A 17,012-nucleotide genomic window follows, 5' to 3' on the forward strand; every position below is an offset into this window, starting at 1 on the left:
TGATCCATTAACCACGAAGCGCGATTAATAATTCCGGTTAAGATTATGAAGAAATACATCTTTCATGGAATTGGGTTAATACCTGAATCATTTAGAAAACAAGGAATCTTTGTACTCATTCTTTTAACAGCTGGCTCATTATTAGATCTCTTTAGTCTTGCCACATTTATACCACTCATTATTCTGGTTATTAATCCGGATCGAAATTTAAATAATAAATACTTTTCGCAACTATCCGACGTAACCGGATTTGTTGATCCAACTTCTTTTGCGGTTTCATTCACGATCTGTGCATTGATCTTTATATTTATAAAAACACAAATCAACATTTGGATAACCTATAAAAAGGCTCACTATTCATACCGAATTGCGGGCGACTTTGCTTCACGGGCTATGGCAAGGTATATGCAGATACCGTATCAAAAATTTGCGAATTCAGATTATACGAAAGAAATGAACAGGATTTCGAATTTGCCAATCGTATATGCGAATAATTATCTTATTCCACTTGGCACCATTCTATCCGAATCGTTTATGTTGATGATGCTGTTACTAACTATAACGCTATACGATCCAAGAGTGGCATTATTCATTATGCTTATCATCTTACCAATTGCACTGCTGTACAGAATCAAACGTATTAAGATGAAAAATCTGGGGCAACAAATTAAACAGAAGTATCCACTTCTTTTAAAGTATACCTTGCAGAGTATAGAAGGGTTACCTGAAATTAGAGTGTTCAAAAAAGAAGCGTTTTTTAAAAATAGATTTACTAAAACATTCAATGATCTGGGAGTAACTTTTTCGAAGGACCATACAGCGCTTACAAGTTCCGTACGGCTTACCGAACTCATAGCCACACTCTGTGTAAGCGCTCTCATAATATACGCTCTGCTTTTGAAGCAATCGCCTGAGAAATCGATTTTGCTTTTAAGTATCTATGCAGGTGTGAGTTTTCGCGCGATACCCTCCATCAACCGCATACTGGCTGCATCGTTGCAAATTAAGACGCATGATTATATTATTCCTGAGTTACAACAAATGATGAGTCCTTCAAATATGTCATTTGACGAACCACTGCCAAACCTTTCGTTTGAGAAAAAAATTGAATTACAGGATATCTCATTTAGACATGAAGGGCACCCTTGGATTTTTGAGAATGCTTCATTGGCTATCAACAAAGGTGAAAAAGTTGCAATCTTAGGAAAATCAGGGAGCGGTAAAACAACTCTATTTCTCCTTATGATGGGATTTATTGAAGCACAGAAAGGAGAAATAAAAGTCGATGGTGTGACAATAGATAACGGGAACTCGTCCGGTTTGCTTAGACGAATTGGCTATGTGCCTCAAAGTCCTTATATCCTCGATGATACATTGGCTGAAAACGTAGCCTTTGGAATTCCGAAAGAAAACATAGATCAAAATAAAATTATGGCTTTGTTAAGGAGTCTTGATTTGGAAGCTTGGGCCAACAATCTTCCGCTTAAGTTAGATACGATCATGGGGGAAAAAGGCACTAAGTTATCTGGGGGTCAAAGACAGCGCATTGCTATCGCCCGAGCGCTTTATCATGAGGCGGAAATTTTATTATTAGATGAGATTACAAATCAACTAGATCGAGAAACTGAACAAGACGTGATACAGATTCTTCAGAATCTAAATTCATTGAAGAAAAGTGTCATTTTAATAACCCACAAAATTGAGCTTTGGAAGTTCTTTGACTCAGTCTATGAAGTAAAAAATAAACGATTCGAAAAATTGCTTACCGAAGAACTTGAATCAATTTATCTTCGACATGATTGAGAATAATTACGCTTATCCCCTTATAAGTATCATTGTTCCTACTTTTAACCGGGCAGATCTCATCGGTGAAACCATCCAAAGTGTACTAAATCAATCGTATAATCATTGGGAGTTGATTGTAATAGATGATGGCTCTGTGGACAACACCGAGGATGTGGTTTCTAAATTTGTAGACACGAGAATTCACTATTTTTTGATAGAACATAATGGGATTTTTGGAAAAGTAAGGAACGAAGGTTTAAAAAAGGCGAAAGGCGAGTATGTAGCATTTCTTGATTCGGATGACTTATGGTCGACGGATAAATTGCTTGTTCAAGTCAACCTAATGACTCAATACCCTGACGCTGCCTTTGTATTTAATAACATCACGATTTTTGGCACCCGCCCCTATCCCTCGCCTCCTGACTATGACGAGCTGTATGTGGGAAGTATTTTACTTTCAATGTTGGAAGAGACACGTTTCGTCTTCTACCCGTCAGCCCTTATGTTTAAGCGAACTGAGGTCATTGAAAAATTAGGATATATGGATGAAAAACTATTGTATGGAACTGATACAAAGTATTTCTTGAATATGTGTCAGTATTTTACAGGAATTTTTACAAACAAACGACTTGTACAAATCAGACGGCACGAACATAGCACGACCGAACGGTATCACACTTCCGAAGTTTTTTTAGACAGTATCAACATCGCAAAAGCAATTTATGAATCCAAATCCATAACCAGACTAGAATACAAACGTATTCTGGGACACTATTACTACAAGAAGGGGTTAGCTGAGCTTCTCAGTCTAAAAAGACCCAAAGAAGCAATGCACTCATTTTACTCTTGTATCCTAGTTGCTCCGCTTCGGTGGAGAAGTTATGCACGTCTTATCCACGCTTTCCTTATTTCGCTCAGGGCAAACTAAGCCTAATATAAAAAAGTAAAAGATGAGCCTAAAAGAATTTGTTAAAAGTAAGTTCACTACGCTTCAACAAAGGCGCATTAGAGGAGCAGTAAATTATTTCAAATCAATTGGTCATACGCATGACTTAACACGACTTGCTCAAATATATAAAACGGATAAGTGGGGAGGGCATTCATATACTCCTCACTATAAAACTCACCTCAAGAAGTTTAGATTCAAAAAAGTAAATTTGTTAGAAATTGGAGTTGGAGGTTATGACGATACTCAAGCGGGCGGTGAGTCACTAAGAATGTGGAAACGGTATTTCCCTTTAGGGAAAATATATTCAATCGATATTTATAATAAGTCATCCCTCGAAGAAAAAAGAATCAAAATCTTTCAGGGAAGCCAGGTTGATGATGCCTTTATAACGGATGTACTTAAACAAGTTTCTGAGTGGGATATTATTATTGATGACGGAAGCCATATTAATTCTCATGTCATTCATTCCTTCAAGCGATTCTTTCCTGCTTTGAAAGACGGCGGTGTTTATGTGATTGAGGATGTCCAAACATCTTATTGGATGGATTATGGCGGAGACAGCACAAATCTTCAAAATCCAAATACGATAATGACTTTCTTCAAAAGCTTAACTGATGGACTTAATCACACGGAGTTCATTAAACCCGGATATGAACCAAGTTATTTCGATATGAATATTACTTCCATACATTTTTATCACAATTTGATCTTCATATGTAAAGGCAGAAACATGGAAGAATCCAACTTGATAAAAAATAACCAGAAACCGAACATTTAGAAATAGAAGGATAGGTCTATCGAAAATCAGTAATCATGAATTACGCAATAGATCTAAGCTCGCCATGACTCTCGCTCATAAAAATATATTGCTCATCATCCAACGTTTTTACGGATACGAAAACCTTATTAAAGAACAATTAGAAAACGATGGTGCTACTATTACTTTTATAGAAAACAAAGCATTCAGAAACGATCCCGTTACGCGTAACACAAAATGGTATTTGACATTTCTATGCAAAAAGAATAATTATATCAAACATCATCTCTTACCAACGTCCAGCAAAAGATTTGACGTGTGCCTTTTTATAAATCTATTTTCTTTTCATCCGGAGGTAATTAAAAATCTAAGAAAGCAAAACCCATCTATTGTTTGCATTCTGTACTTGTGGGATAACATTAAAGGCTACCGCTGGGAACAGTATTTTAAATATTTTGACAAAATCTATTCATTTGATCCTGTGGAATCCAAAAAATTTGGAATAGTCTATCTTCCTAATTTTTATCCACCGATAGTACCAAAGAATGATAACCGATCTGCCAAATTTGATTTTTCATTTGTTGGTTCATTACAGGTACATCGTCTTAAAATACTCGATCAACTTCTCCTGAAGCTTCAACAACAAAACAAATCCTACTTCTTTTACTTGTACCTTCATCCAAACTATAATCGATTGAAGTACAATAAGCTTGTTTACAGCTTGGTGAAGTTATTCCCAGCGCAGTTCAAGGGTTACAAGTTTCTTTACATGCTCATCACTAAAAGAAATAAACATGTACTCGTGCATCATCAACCTTTGACAATTAGTGAGTCTGTCCACATCATGGTAAACTCGCGTAGTATCTTGGATCTTCCATTTCCTTCACAAACCGGTAGCACCCAACGTGTGATCCAAGCGCTTGCTTTGAATAAAAAAGTCATCACTACTAATGAGGCCGTAGTCCAAGAGTCTTTCTATTCTCCCGAGTATATAAAAGTTGTTTCAGCAGTAGATCCTGTAATCGATTGGGATTGGATCAGCCAAGACTTCACGATCAGACTAAATATGAATTATCTTCGACTTGATAATTGGTTACATCAAATCTTAGACCTAAAGATTAGCGACAAGCCGTGATATTAAAGTCAACCTATAAAGTTCTTATTCTAAAATATTCAGGTTGGATACTCACCCTAACTCTCATCGGCCATTCGCTTGTGCAATCTCATATAATCGGTGGAAATGATTTTGCAAATTCATATTTCGGTGCAAGCTTCTACTTACACGGCAAATTTGATCTAGGTATTTTCGACCCTTATACTTTTAACAAAACAATTTATGATCAGGGTTATCGTAATTTATTCTTAAACTATAATCCGAATCCTCCCTCGACCGCAATCTTCTTTATTCCATTTGCATTACTCCCATTATATACTGCAAAGTTGTTGTTTAATATTACTACCATCATTTTTTTCTTGGTAAGCGTGTATCGCCTTTGCAACTATTTTAATGTCAACTATAGGGTGATTATGCTTTGCATACCCATTGTTTTTTTTATCCCCATCCGAAATCAAATATTATTTGGGCAATCTTACTTTTTAATTTTTACACTATTAGCAGAGGGAGTCATTGCATATAATCAAAGAAAATTTGTATTGACCTCAGTAATGTGGAGTATTGCCATCTTCATTAAAGTTTTTCCAGCCATCGTGGTTTTATTTCTCTTGCTGAAAAAAGATTGGAAACAAATATTTTATCTGGGCTGCTTCTGCACATTAATCCTGTTTTTTTCAGTGAGTCTTCAAGGTGTCGAGATATGGAAAGAATACTTAGTTAGGGTTTTACCTCGTAATAATCAAGGCGAAATTCACGCGGCATACTTAACAACGTACCAGAGTGCCTTAATGATGTTTAAATATCTCTTTGTCAGAGATGAGATTTTAAATCCTGAACCTGTTATTGATAGCTTACCTCTCTTTAAAATTAGCTTGCTTCTTTTCAAAGCAACCATCCTTGCGTTGTGCACTATGATTGTCCTAAATCGAAAAGATTTTATTTCATTTGCGGTGACGCTGGCTTGCGGCATTCTTATTTCTCCTTATGGAAGTACATATAGCAACATATTGTTGTTAATATTATTAATTGCGCTCGAAAAGGAAAAGAACTCCACCATATTCTGGGTTTACGCTACGATCATCTTTCTCCTTGGAAACTTGCCTGTAAGCGCGTTTGAAGCAATGCCTGTAATACTCCGCTTCCCAAGGCTTATTCTCATGTGCTTCCTTGTAATACTAATATGGTGGTCAATGAAGGTACAATTCAATGCCAAAGTCTTTGGTATTTACCTCCTTTTATTAGGTGTCCCTATTTTATTTCAATCAAACATGTCAAAGGATCCCAGCAAGCTGCTTTTGACCCAGCACAAGCATAATCTTATTTTCGACTATGGAGTAACAAACGGTATACTTTTTTATACCTATTGGTATGATGGACCTGAAAAGCAGGATACAGATATTGCAGTGGAAATTTTAGAAACAAATAAAATATCAATTAAAAATAATCAGATTTTTTTTCAGGAAGAACAACTTACTAACAGCAGTGATAACAAGATAAACGCAAGTTTATTAAGCGACAATAGAATTATATACTTATCTGATAAAGGGAAGGGAATTGGCTTTTATACGATTCGAGTTATTAATCTAAAAAATGAAAGGCATTAAGGCTATTCTTTCTTGTATTGTTGGAAGGACATAATGTTACTTCGCTGAAGAAAATGTTGGATGGATACGCGTAAGACACCTAAGCTGTATCGTATACCATTTTTTAAGTTGATGGAAGATGCTTCCTTAAAATATTTGGTAGGACATGTTATCTCTGCAATCTTAAAGTCTGCATAAATTATCTGAGAAAGAATTTCATTATCGAAAACAAAACCATCCGAATTTTCCATGAAATTAATCTTTCTTAGTACTTCTGCTGAAAAGGCTCTATACCCTGTGTGATACTCCGAAAGCTTAGCACCGGTCATAACATTCTGAAAAAAGGTAAGAACCCGATTTCCGATATACTTGTAATAGGGCATGCCTCCCGCCAATGCTCCGCCCCCTAAAATGCGCGACCCTAATACAACTGGATAAATATCATTGGCAATGATATATGCCATACTTGGGATCAACTTTGGAGTATATTGGTAATCGGGATGAAGCATAATTATTATATCTCCCTTTAACTCCAACGCCTTCTTATAACAGGTTTTTTGATTTGCACCATAACCAAGATTTCTTTCGTGGCAGGTGATATGTTTTATACCAAGATTATTGGCGACCTCAATTGTATTGTCAGTACTTGCGTCGTCGGTTAGAATAACTTCGTCAATTAAGTCATTTGGCAGTTCCTCAACAATCTTATGGAGTGTACGGGCGGCGTTGTAGGCGGGCATCATCACTACAACTTTTTTATTGTTAATCATCGCCAATAAAATTTTGTGGATTTTCCATTATTCAATCTCCATTGCGCATAAAATCGATGGACATGACTAAGGGTTTTCGCGTTTGTTGTTTTTAATGTGCTAACCACGCTGTAACTATGAATCCGATGAATCCCTAATTCAATTGAATCTAATTGCTCAAGTTCGTGATAAAAGCTTACTGCTTCTGGTAATGGAATATTAAAATTAGAAGACCCTGTTGTACTTGTTGAAAAACAATTTATGTCTTTTAGCTCTTGCATGTGATTTTTTCCAAGGGAGTAAGCTTGTTTACACCACGTTACATCTACGCGACTTACTGCAATGCGTTTTAGTTTTTCGACTTGTTCATTTGCTTTTCCTCCATGTCTCAAAGAGCCAACATAAAAATTATTTCCTACAGGGCCATGAAGGTCAGTCGGAAACATGTTCATCTTTTCATTGTCCACCAATGTAATTATTGAAATTATGCGAGGGATCGAATAAGCTGCTTGCACTTGATCGGCAAGATTGTCTGACAAATTGATGTTCACTTTCCTATCGATCCTACGCTTCTCACGTTGTCTGTTAATAAACTGATTTATATTCCCAATAAATTCATGCTTCGCATATTTACCTTCAAATACAAACAATGTATTGTCACCACATGCGAGGCTATGTGTTTTTTTTAAGATTATTCTGGCAATGCTTTCTTTAAAAGCCGGAAATCCTCTCCAATTCATCGACGGCTCACTATCTTTTTCGTGGAAAGACAAACAAATTTCACCTTCGCTATTAAGGTGAGAATAAAATTCAGATAAGGTATCAACTGGAATTCCAATAATTAATGGCTTGTATCCAAGAAACAAATGGGTAGTACTAACATCTAAAGAACTGCGGCTTCCCTTTACAGTTAAGACCACACGTAAACGATCAATCAAATCTTCCAATGCCAAACAAGCATATTCTTGTGGCAGTGAATAGCCAAGAAATTGTTTCTTTATGAATTGTCTAATCATCAGGTAATTTTCCGAAAGTTAATTCTCCTTCTAGGATTGTACTATCCTTTTTAAAAAAACACCTCAGTGTTAACTGGTTTTTTCTTAGTTTTAAGCAACATGAATAAAGTAATTTTATTTAATCCGTGGAGTGCTAAATACGGGTATCGTATACCGAATTCAATACTCCAAGTTGCATCTTCTATACACGGAAAATTTGATTACATTCTCATTGATGGTAATCGTGTACGCGATCCATGGAATACCATTGACACCTATTTGGCGACAGGGGAATATAAATACTTTGGATGCACGGTCATGCCTGGTCCCCAGTTGAGGCAAGCTATACCCTTTACTAAAAAGGTCAAACGGGCATATCCAGAGATCACCACGATTTGGGGTGGCTACTTCGCATCCAATCAATATAAGGTTTCTATCGAATCAGATTTCGTAGATTATATAATTGATGGCCCAGGTGATCATGCATTTCCAATGTTATTGCAAACCCTGGAATCACGTGAACCTATATCTACCATTCCAAATCTTATTTATAAGCAAGAAGGAAAAATCATAAAAACACATAAGGAAGCGTTGTTAGATCAGGATGCTTTGCCAGACCTTCCTTATTCCAAACTCCACGAAATTTATCCGCTTAACGGATATTTGAAGAAGACATTCTTAGGAAGAAAAACCGCTGCATATCATTCTAGTTTTGGTTGTCCCTTCACTTGTTCGTTTTGTGCGGTAGTGCCAATATATAATGCGCGATGGAAAGGAAAATCCGCTCCAAATATCTATAAAGAAATAAAATATTTGATCGATTTTCACGGAGCGGATGCAGTGGAATTTCACGACAATAATTTTTTTGTAAGTGAGAAAAGAACGGTGGAATTTTCAGAGTTAGTAAAGCGTGATAAAATAAACTGGTGGGGTGAGGGCCGCATTGATACTATTGATCGATACAAAGATGAATCGCTTGAAAAAATGCGCGAAGCAGGTTGCCGCATGATTTTTTTTGGCGCTGAAACAAGTGATGATACCATGTTGAAAAAAATGGACAAGGGTGGTACACAAACAGCCGAACAGATTCTAGCATTTGCTTCCAGGATGAAAAAGTTTGATATTATTCCTGAGTATTCTTTTGTTCTGGGATTTCCAGCTGAAACGGAAGAAAAAGTGAATTCACAAATCGATCGGGATATTGCGTTTATCAGGAAAATCAAGGAAGCGAATCCTAATACAGAGATTATCATTTACATCTATAGTCCGGTTCCAACAGAAGGATCCGAACTTTATGAATTAGTGAAAAAAGCAGGATTTTCTTTTCCAGCAAAACTAGAAGATTGGCTCAATCCGCAATGGGAAGGATTTGACTTAAGAAGAAATCCATTAACTCCTTGGTTGAAGCCTTATATGATCGATAAAATTCAAGGCTTTGAAACTGTTCTAAACAGCTATTATCCGACAGTCTCCGATTTCAAATTGACTAATTTTCAACGAAAGTCTATGAAGCTGGCTTCTTCATTGCGATATAAGATGAATATGTTTCGATATCCATACGAATTGAAACTCTTACAAAAATTCTGGTTACGGTATCGTCAACCAGAAGTAGAAGGTTTTTCCATGGAGTAAATGAGTCTACTAAAAAAAACTCTTAACAGAATTCATCCGCTTCTTAAGCCATTATCATCTTGGTATCTGTCAAGTCCAAGGACCTACCGATATAAAAACATTGTAATAAAGGTTCTACCTGGTGTATTTCATCCAGGCTTATTTTTTAGCACACAGGTTTTGTTGAAATATTTAGAGGATATGAACATCTTGAACAAGAGAATTTTAGAATTGGGTGCTGGCACTGGTTTAATCAGTATTTATTGTGCGCGAAAGGGAGCGTCTGTTTCGGCATCTGATATTAGCAGAACGGCCTTGTTGGGAATACGGGAAAACGCCAAAGCGAATAACGTAAGTATTAATGTTATTGAAAGCGAGTTATTTGACAACATTAGCCAATCTGACTTTGATATCGTTATTATCAATCCTCCGTATTATCCCAAAGCGATTAAAACTGAGAAGGACATGCCATGGTTCTGCGGAGAACATTTTGAATACTTTGAGAAATTGTTTTACCAGTTAAAAGGATATACGTTGGGACTAGAAGCATTGATGATCTTATCGGAAGATTGTGCTTTAGATAAAATTAAAGCAATAGCGAATAAGAATTCGCTAGACTTGATTCAAATTCATTCCACCAAAAAATGGGGGGAATGGAATTACATTTATAAAATCAGTGAATAAAGTCCGGTTCATAAGCCGAGTGATTTCTAGCATCACTCGGAATTTCAATATTCTTGTATGGCGCTAAGTGATCGATATCACCTCGATCAAACAATTTATCCCCGAGATAAGAAAATTCATGATGAGCGTGCGTGGGTAAATCATTAAGCTTCTTTTCTATCTCATTTACCGAAATACCCCACTCCAGCGCAAGCCTGTCTATCGAAGGCTCCATAAATGATAAGTAAAGCAATTCAGCTTTGGTATGATTAGGAATAGTCATAAAAATCTGAGATTCAAGTTTGTCTCGATATGCCTTTACCATGGCCATACGATCGGCTAGAATATCTTTAAATTCTTCTGTTGAATAATAACCCGTCAGTTGATTGTCATCTTCAAATGGTGGTATTAAAGAAGTCTCGTGGCACCATAAACATTTGGCTGGTTTCCCTGCGACAGTTAATGATTTACTCGCAGCTGTTTTTAGATTCCCATTTAAGTCATACAGTGCAAATCGCAATTGACCATTCGGCATAAAATCTAAAGCTTCAAATTCTTGTTGCTCAAATTGATTAAGCGGAAGTGAGCCTTCACCTTCTGCCGCAATAAATGCTATTTCGTTAAATTGTTCTGCCTTGCTTATTTCGATTACGCGGCTCCCTAAGGCTATCGTTGATTTAACAATGCCTGCTTTCTTCTCATCGAAGTTATATTTTGCCCTGAATTCAGAATACCGTTCTTTTGCTCCGGTGAGAGCGTAGTAATGATTCGTACTATTTAATGTTAATGTGACGAATCTTCCAATGTCTATACCTCCCTGTAACTTGTACTCTTCAGAGTTTTTAAGCGTGTCAATTATTGACTTCCATGCAACACGGGCTTCTTCATTGAATCCGACTTTATCCAAACTCAAATTGAATTGCGTTTCATTTCTCCATTCCATTGCTGGATTTAAAGAACCACCTGGCACTGAACCCCCTAAAAAAGATAAGCTCCAGGCAAGACCAATGATTACATCTTCTTTTGTTTCTGATGGATATCCTTTTACCCACCGAAGATTTATTTGCAAATCATCGGGTTGTATACCTAAATCAGTATACCGACATGAATTCCATAAGATGAATAACGTTATTCCAATTACAATCGATTTCAATATTCTCATATGCAGGATGGAGGGATGGGAAAATCCTTGGTCAGAGTCAAACTCATTTAATTCGCATAATAAACTTTTTGTGCCACTGCATTCCTAATTTAGCCACCAAAGACTTTGCCTTTAATTTTGCTGCAACGATATTCGACTTTCGATTCCGGGCCTTAAAATAATTCACCTCACTAATCACCCTTTTCACTGCATAATCATAATACCTCCGCGAATACGTCCTTTTAAAATCCACTTGTCGATCCGTCGAGCTAGACCAATCTAAGTCAGTAGTTTGAAGCGCTTCAATTTCCTGAAACAGTTCTGTTCCTTTTATCGGATAGGCTACTGTAATTGTAAAGTGATCTGGATTGGATTCTTTGAGATGATGAATGGTCTCTTCAATATCGGCTTCCGTTTCACCGGGATAACCAAGCATAATAAACGTGCCGGCTTCGATACCGTGTTTCCTGGTAAGCTTGATCATATCACGCACTTGATTTACATCTACCCGTCGATCCATTAAATCAATCACCTTTTGCGATCCACTTTCTGCACCGATCCATACACGAAAACATCCGGTTTCCTTTAGCATCAAAATCACTTCTTCATTCAAACGGTCTGCGCGGGTAATGCACTCGTAGGGAATTGAAAGGTTATGCTTTTTAAGTTCGTCACGAAAAGAGGTTAACCATTTATGACTAATCGTAAAAACATCATCTACAAACCAAAGCGAATCAGGATTATATTCTTTTTTTAGCTGTACAAGGTCTTCAACAACTTTATCAGGATTTCTTCTTCGATAACTTAGGCCGTATACTGCGCGACTACACCATTTGCAAGTGTATGGGCAACCGCGCATGGTGCTAACAGAAAGTGCATTCTTTCCATGATGGGCTCTCCATGCTTCAAGATATAAGTGTAGGTTTATTTTTTTCCTATTCGGAACAGCGAGGTCATTAAGATCTTTTATTTTTTGCCGCTCCGGATTTTGAACAAACGTGTCATTCTCCAGAAATGCAATTCCTGAAATGGATTTTTGCATACTCACATTTTCCCCGGTTGAATCTTCTTCTACACGAGCAGGAACGAGTATCAAACTATTTACCAATTCAGTCATGGTCTCTTCTCCTTCCCCGATCACGATATAGTCAGCGCCGAACCGTAAAAAGTTTTCTGCACTATACCGCACTTCCGGACCTCCAAGAATAATAGTGGTACCAGGCAAGTTTTCATTGACAAAGCGAATGGTTTCCAAGACATTCAGTTTGGTCATCAGGTTAACATAAATGCCAATCAGTCGCGGTTTATGCGTTAACAGGTACGTACGAAAAGCTCTTTTAGAAGAAAAGGTTGTGTCATAAACTTCATGTTCTATGCCCTGCTCTTCAAGATATCCTGAGATGTACAAAATACCCAACGGCGGATAAGGACGCATGATTTGTTGCTCCTTTTCATCGTCCTCCAAAAAATAACAATGCGTTAAAAGGATATCCATGTCGCTAGCGTGAGAATCCTTTTGTAGGTTTTACTCTTAAATCAATCAGATAATGATCTGCCATGCCCGCCAACAGCGACCACGTGTTTAACTTCTTTTCCAGACTATTTAAAATCGCCAAAAAACGTTTATGCTTCGAAAAATACTGCTGCAAATACGACGGTGGTAACGCAATGCCTATGGGCTTCATTCTTACTACTGAAAATTTAGTGGCCCACGATTTCACCTGCCCTGGCCTGAAGTACCAAGTTTTAACCTTAGCGCCTTGCAGGCCCGCATCAACACTTCCCTTGGTCCATCTTCTGAAAGCATTCTTGAATTGAAATTTCAGCAAGAAATAAATCGACTCCCACAAGCAAAATTTAGGCATGATCACGGCGACAAATCGTCCGTCGGGAGAAAGAATTGCAGGAAGCTTGTCCAGTAATTTTTTTAATGACTCCGGATTGATACAATTCAATCCTCCGAAATTTGAGAAAACAAGATCAAACTTCTTTTCAAACAAGGAATCATCAAAGCTATCAAGATCCAGATATTGAGAACTGATTTTATTCTGCATGGAATACTGCTGCACTTTTTCCTGGGTTACTTTCAGCATCTCCTCGGAAACATCCGTAGCCACAATATTGAATCCTTTTTCACTGAATAAAACTGCATCTTCGCCCGTACCACAATTCAACTCTAGAATATCTAGCCCTTTCAGCTCGGCTGTAATCTTTTCAAGATAATTCCAGACCTGTTTCCGTTGCAGCTGTCCGATTGGCGTTCGTGTAAAAGACGAATCGTACGAGGAGGCAATATGATCAAAAGGTACGCCCATTACTTCATTTCTTCTTCTCACGCTGCTCACATTAAGGGTTAACCGCGGGTCCTTCAAGCTTCAATTTCCTTAATTTCAACCCTTGCGTGAATGTTGTTGGAATATAATAAAATGTTGCAAGACCTGCTCGCAAATCTTTATAGGTAAGACGCAAAGGGTCACGAATGAGTTTCTTAAGACTCAAAAATCCTTTTTCCTTTCGATAAATACCGTGAACATATCGATGTAACTCTTTATAGTATTGTTTGTTAAAAGTGCTTTCAAACATTACCATCAGGTCATCCGAATCACTCCAGTTTTGTTTTTCCCGCATCTGATCTTTCACTTTTTCATAAAATTTCGTTCCGGGAAGCGGATAAGAGACAGATATGCCTACTTCATCGGGCATCAATGTGCGCACCATCTGAATGGTAGCATTGATGTCCTCCTGTGTTTCGCCCAAATACCCAAATTGTAAAAAGAACGCAACGCGTATTCCCTTTTTCTTCATTAACCGTGTTGCCTCATAGATTTCCTCCACCTTCGTCCCTTTATCCATGGCGTCCAGAATTTTCTGTGATCCTGATTCCGCACCAACCCAAATCGTATCCACGCCAGATTCCGATAATGCATCCAACGTATCTTCCTGCAGCAACAGATCCACACGGGATTGAATTTTATATCGAATCTTGATATGCTTTTCTTCCAATAACATCTTAAACTCCTGCACCCATCCGGGCTTTAATCCGAAGATGTCATCACACATCCAGAAATAATCAGGTGCGTAATTCTTGATCAGCATTTCAATTTCATTTACAACGTGCTGTGGTGAACGCGAAGTATAACGGTTTCCGTAAATGGGTTTTGCACACCAATTGCATTTGAAGGGACACCCGCGTGTTGTAGCAATATTTAATGAGAAGTATCCGTGATGCTGAAGCCAGATTTTGCGATATGCCTCCATGTCGACCAGATCCCATGCGGGCATTGGCAACGTGTCCAGGTCACGAATGACCTGACGCGGAGCTGTGAGTTTTATCTCGCCTGCCCTACGGTACGCAAGTCCTTGTACTTGCTCAATATCTTGACTATTCTCCAAGGCCGTCAACAAGGCAACTAATGTTTCCTCTCCTTCACCGCGAACAACATAATCAACATGATGATTAAAATACTTTTCATAATGGTCAGCAGCATCCGAACTAGACACGATCACAGTGCATCCCCGTTTTTTACTTTCCTCCGCCATTTTAAATGCAGCGTTCCGCATGTTGGTCAGACACATCTTGCTGAGATAATTAAATCCATCATCATAGATGACCAGGTATTTTGGTTTTTGATCAACAAGAACAGGTAGTAAGTCCGTTGTATCATCGCGAAGGTTGGTATCAAAAAGTGAAACCTTATACCCGGCATTTCTAACTACAGCTGCCGCAAGGATAGTCGCCAACGGAGGATATGGTTGTTTAAACCGCCACTGCTTTTCGTCGAATTTATAAAAGTAAGAATGTGTGAATAATACCTGCATTCGTCGGTTGTTAGCGTTAATGTAGTTTCCCGGTTACTAAAGTAGAGTTACTGCGAGATGCCCAATTAAATTGTCCATTACTATTTAGTCCGGCAGACTTCAGTTTATCCTGGTATATGTCCATGACTCTGCGTTGAAAATTTTTATCATGGTTTTTCGCCGCGTATGATTTTGACTTAAATGCTACTTTAAAATCACTTGCTGAATAGTCTTTCTCGTACAATCTTTTCCATCTTGAAAGTGTCTTATGCCTGAAATATTTTTCAAGATAACTTCCGAACCAACCGCCTAAACATTTTTCAATAAGACGCTTTCTGATTGATGGGATGCTAACAGGAACATTACTCACATCCCTTTTCTCATAGTTTGGAAAAAAATCAGTTATCCATGCGTTGCGCTGATGTAAATTCTCAAACTGATTTACTCCATAGAGTGGAATTACAGTAGCCAATTCTGTGGCCGTAAACAAATTCTTTTCTTCAATTTCCAAATGATCTTCATCGACAAAGTAGTTGACACAAAAATATTTATGAGCGTTGAAAAGAAACAATCTTTTATACAGCACTAAAAGTGTGCGAGCGATCCATAATCTTTTAGGCGCAGTAATGATGAAGAAATCCAAATCCGAATTTTCATCCATGTATCCCTTCGATAGTGAGCCTGATGCCAGTACGCCCCTAACAAAGGGGAACCTTGAAATGAAGCGCGCTTTCTTGGCGGCTAACAAAAGAAATTTTTCAGCTTCACGATTTCCCTTTATCCTTCTCTCAATAAAAGCCATGTTGTCTTTCAGACTAAAGAAGTTGCCGAATTGAAAAATTATTTTCTGCTCCTTCAGAAAATTTATTCTTGACACAAATACGGAATGCGAAATGGCCGGAATTCCCAAAAAACGAATGATCTCCTCTGATTTTAAAGGATAATTAAAGATGTCATAATACAACAGCGTTCGTATGATTTGCTCATCCACCAACGTTAAGATTCGTTCAACTCGTTTTGCTTCCATACCTTTATCCGTTGTACTCCGCAAATTGCTGGATCGTTCGTTGATTAAAAAATTCCCGTTCCCGATCATTTGCCCATCCCCACTTGTTAAAATAACGGACGGCACTTTTGATGTTACACCATGTTAACCAAATATTCCGGTAGGAACCGCGTTGGTAATAATGATAAATTGTCGCCTGAGGAAAATAAACAGTGCGATAGCGTTTGTGAATTCTCCTGGAGAGGTCGATATCTTCCGTGTAAAGAAAGAACCGCTCATCAAATAGCCCAATTTCCCTGAGTACTTCGGATCTTAAAAACATAAAGCATCCGGAAAGAAAAGGCACGTCCATGATTCTATCGTACCCCGAAAATCTGAGCTCATATCGATAGTTTTCTTTTTCGAGTGATGAGGTATAAAAATTAAAGAACCGGCGTTTTATTAACGTCGTCGGTGTGGGGAGTAGCTTGCATAGGGGTTGTATCCGGCCATCAGGATAAAGTACTTTAGGCATCACTTGCCCAATTTCTGGGTGCTGATTCATAAACTGATAAAGTGTAGGAATCACATTTTCATCGAAATAAACATCCGGATTTAAGATGATGTGATATCTCGATTCATCTAGTATTTCGCGAAGGATGGTGTTGTGCCCTGCTCCAAAGCCAAGATTTTTATTGTTGAATCTGTAAATTATTCTCGGATCGTTTACCAGATATTTCAAAGCATCGGTAGGAGAATTATCCACCAAATAGAGTTTAGATTCCTGCGTGCTCTTCAAAAAGCTGTGAATCGTTTTTTGAAGTATCTCGGAGGAATTTTTATAGACAACGATGGATGCAGTTAGGTCTTTCATAAATATTT

The 17,012-nt window shown here is 37.8% G+C and carries 15 protein-coding genes; 7 read left to right on the top strand and 8 right to left on the bottom strand.

Translation table 11 applies throughout. The features are described 5' to 3' along the window. Positions 1-45 precede the first annotated feature (45 nt). The 5 genes from P2W71_RS04355 to P2W71_RS04375 all read left to right on the top strand — a co-directional run bounded on the left by P2W71_RS04355 (position 46) and on the right by P2W71_RS04375 (position 6,209). Positions 46-1,803 (top strand): ABC transporter ATP-binding protein, encoded by a 1,758-nt coding sequence (locus P2W71_RS04355; protein ID WP_276367522.1) that lies wholly within the window; start codon positions 46-48, stop codon positions 1,801-1,803. Further along, complete coding sequence (locus P2W71_RS04360; RefSeq protein ID WP_276367526.1) at positions 1,796-2,713, top strand: glycosyltransferase family 2 protein; 918 nt, start codon at positions 1,796-1,798, stop codon at positions 2,711-2,713. Before P2W71_RS04355 ends, P2W71_RS04360 begins: the two co-directional genes overlap by 8 nt. 22 nt (positions 2,714-2,735) lie before the next feature. Continuing rightward, positions 2,736-3,512, top strand: a complete 777-nt coding sequence (locus P2W71_RS04365; protein ID WP_276367529.1) for a class I SAM-dependent methyltransferase — start codon at positions 2,736-2,738, stop codon at positions 3,510-3,512. Between the two features lie 64 nt (positions 3,513-3,576). After that, positions 3,577-4,626, top strand: coding sequence for a hypothetical protein (locus P2W71_RS04370; RefSeq protein WP_276367532.1), 1,050 nt, complete (start codon positions 3,577-3,579; stop codon positions 4,624-4,626). After that, complete coding sequence (locus P2W71_RS04375; protein ID WP_276367534.1) at positions 4,623-6,209, top strand: glycosyltransferase family 87 protein; 1,587 nt, start codon at positions 4,623-4,625, stop codon at positions 6,207-6,209. The genes P2W71_RS04370 and P2W71_RS04375 overlap by 4 nt, the downstream gene beginning before the upstream one ends. 2 nt (positions 6,210-6,211) lie before the next feature. Here P2W71_RS04375 and P2W71_RS04380 read toward each other — a convergent pair whose 3' ends face one another. Both P2W71_RS04380 and P2W71_RS04385 read right to left on the bottom strand, forming a co-directional pair. Then, positions 6,212-6,958, bottom strand: a complete 747-nt coding sequence (locus P2W71_RS04380) for a glycosyltransferase family 2 protein (RefSeq protein ID WP_276367537.1) — start codon at positions 6,956-6,958, stop codon at positions 6,212-6,214. After that, the gene (locus P2W71_RS04385; protein ID WP_276367540.1) at positions 6,955-7,953 is read right to left on the bottom strand and encodes a hypothetical protein; all 999 of its coding nucleotides are present in this window, start codon (positions 7,951-7,953) and stop codon (positions 6,955-6,957) included. Before P2W71_RS04385 ends, P2W71_RS04380 begins: the two co-directional genes overlap by 4 nt. Positions 7,954-8,052: 99 nt before the next feature. Between P2W71_RS04385 and P2W71_RS04390 the strand changes: the two genes are divergently transcribed. After that, positions 8,053-9,564: a radical SAM protein gene (locus tag P2W71_RS04390; RefSeq protein WP_276367544.1), complete on the top strand. Its 1,512-nt coding sequence runs from the start codon at positions 8,053-8,055 to the stop codon at positions 9,562-9,564. Next, positions 9,565-10,227 (top strand): methyltransferase, encoded by a 663-nt coding sequence (locus tag P2W71_RS04395; RefSeq protein ID WP_276367546.1) that lies wholly within the window; start codon positions 9,565-9,567, stop codon positions 10,225-10,227. Here P2W71_RS04395 and P2W71_RS04400 read toward each other — a convergent pair. From P2W71_RS04400 to P2W71_RS04425, 6 genes are read right to left on the bottom strand one after another with little or no spacing between them, the layout of a single operon-like run. Beyond that, positions 10,217-11,368 carry a hypothetical protein gene (locus P2W71_RS04400; protein WP_276367549.1) on the bottom strand — a complete coding sequence of 384 codons (1,152 nt, stop codon included), beginning with the start codon at positions 11,366-11,368 and terminating at the stop codon, positions 10,217-10,219. The two genes, P2W71_RS04395 and P2W71_RS04400, sit on opposite strands and share 11 nt — an antisense overlap. 43 nt (positions 11,369-11,411) lie before the next feature. Beyond that, on the bottom strand, positions 11,412-12,842 hold the full coding sequence (locus P2W71_RS04405) for a radical SAM protein (protein ID WP_276367553.1): 1,431 nt from the start codon (positions 12,840-12,842) through the stop codon (positions 11,412-11,414). Positions 12,843-12,846: 4 nt separating this feature from the next. After that, complete coding sequence (locus P2W71_RS04410; protein ID WP_276367556.1) at positions 12,847-13,683, bottom strand: methyltransferase domain-containing protein; 837 nt, start codon at positions 13,681-13,683, stop codon at positions 12,847-12,849. A gap of 10 nt (positions 13,684-13,693) precedes the next feature. Then, positions 13,694-15,166 (bottom strand): radical SAM protein, encoded by a 1,473-nt coding sequence (locus P2W71_RS04415; protein ID WP_276367558.1) that lies wholly within the window; start codon positions 15,164-15,166, stop codon positions 13,694-13,696. A 16-nt stretch (positions 15,167-15,182) separates the two neighbouring features. Beyond that, positions 15,183-16,172, bottom strand: a complete 990-nt coding sequence (locus P2W71_RS04420) for a hypothetical protein (protein ID WP_276367560.1) — start codon at positions 16,170-16,172, stop codon at positions 15,183-15,185. A gap of 4 nt (positions 16,173-16,176) precedes the next feature. Next, positions 16,177-17,004, bottom strand: a complete 828-nt coding sequence (locus tag P2W71_RS04425; RefSeq protein WP_276367562.1) for a glycosyltransferase family 2 protein — start codon at positions 17,002-17,004, stop codon at positions 16,177-16,179. Between the last annotated feature and the right edge of the window lie 8 nt (positions 17,005-17,012).

The organism is Chryseolinea sp. H1M3-3, from assembly GCF_029360725.1.
In the GTDB taxonomy this organism is placed as follows: domain Bacteria; phylum Bacteroidota; class Bacteroidia; order Cytophagales; family Cyclobacteriaceae; genus Chryseolinea.

Excerpts from the sequence above, each read along its gene's own strand:
- P2W71_RS04415 (WP_276367558.1), bottom strand. The coding sequence starts at position 15,166 with ATGCAGGTATTATTCACACATTCTTACTTTTATAAATTCGACGAAAAG.
- P2W71_RS04380 (WP_276367537.1), bottom strand. The coding sequence starts at position 6,958 with ATGATTAACAATAAAAAAGTTGTAGTGATGATGCCCGCCTACAACGCC.
- P2W71_RS04390 (WP_276367544.1), top strand. The coding sequence starts at position 8,053 with ATGAATAAAGTAATTTTATTTAATCCGTGGAGTGCTAAATACGGGTAT.
- P2W71_RS04395 (WP_276367546.1), top strand. The coding sequence starts at position 9,565 with ATGAGTCTACTAAAAAAAACTCTTAACAGAATTCATCCGCTTCTTAAG.
- P2W71_RS04355 (WP_276367522.1), top strand. The coding sequence starts at position 46 with ATGAAGAAATACATCTTTCATGGAATTGGGTTAATACCTGAATCATTT.
- P2W71_RS04400 (WP_276367549.1), bottom strand. The coding sequence starts at position 11,368 with ATGAGAATATTGAAATCGATTGTAATTGGAATAACGTTATTCATCTTA.
- P2W71_RS04425 (WP_276367562.1), bottom strand. The coding sequence starts at position 17,004 with ATGAAAGACCTAACTGCATCCATCGTTGTCTATAAAAATTCCTCCGAG.
- P2W71_RS04405 (WP_276367553.1), bottom strand. The coding sequence starts at position 12,842 with ATGGATATCCTTTTAACGCATTGTTATTTTTTGGAGGACGATGAAAAG.
- P2W71_RS04385 (WP_276367540.1), bottom strand. The coding sequence starts at position 7,953 with ATGATTAGACAATTCATAAAGAAACAATTTCTTGGCTATTCACTGCCA.
- P2W71_RS04365 (WP_276367529.1), top strand. The coding sequence starts at position 2,736 with ATGAGCCTAAAAGAATTTGTTAAAAGTAAGTTCACTACGCTTCAACAA.
- P2W71_RS04370 (WP_276367532.1), top strand. The coding sequence starts at position 3,577 with ATGACTCTCGCTCATAAAAATATATTGCTCATCATCCAACGTTTTTAC.
- P2W71_RS04420 (WP_276367560.1), bottom strand. The coding sequence starts at position 16,172 with ATGGAAGCAAAACGAGTTGAACGAATCTTAACGTTGGTGGATGAGCAA.
- P2W71_RS04360 (WP_276367526.1), top strand. The coding sequence starts at position 1,796 with ATGATTGAGAATAATTACGCTTATCCCCTTATAAGTATCATTGTTCCT.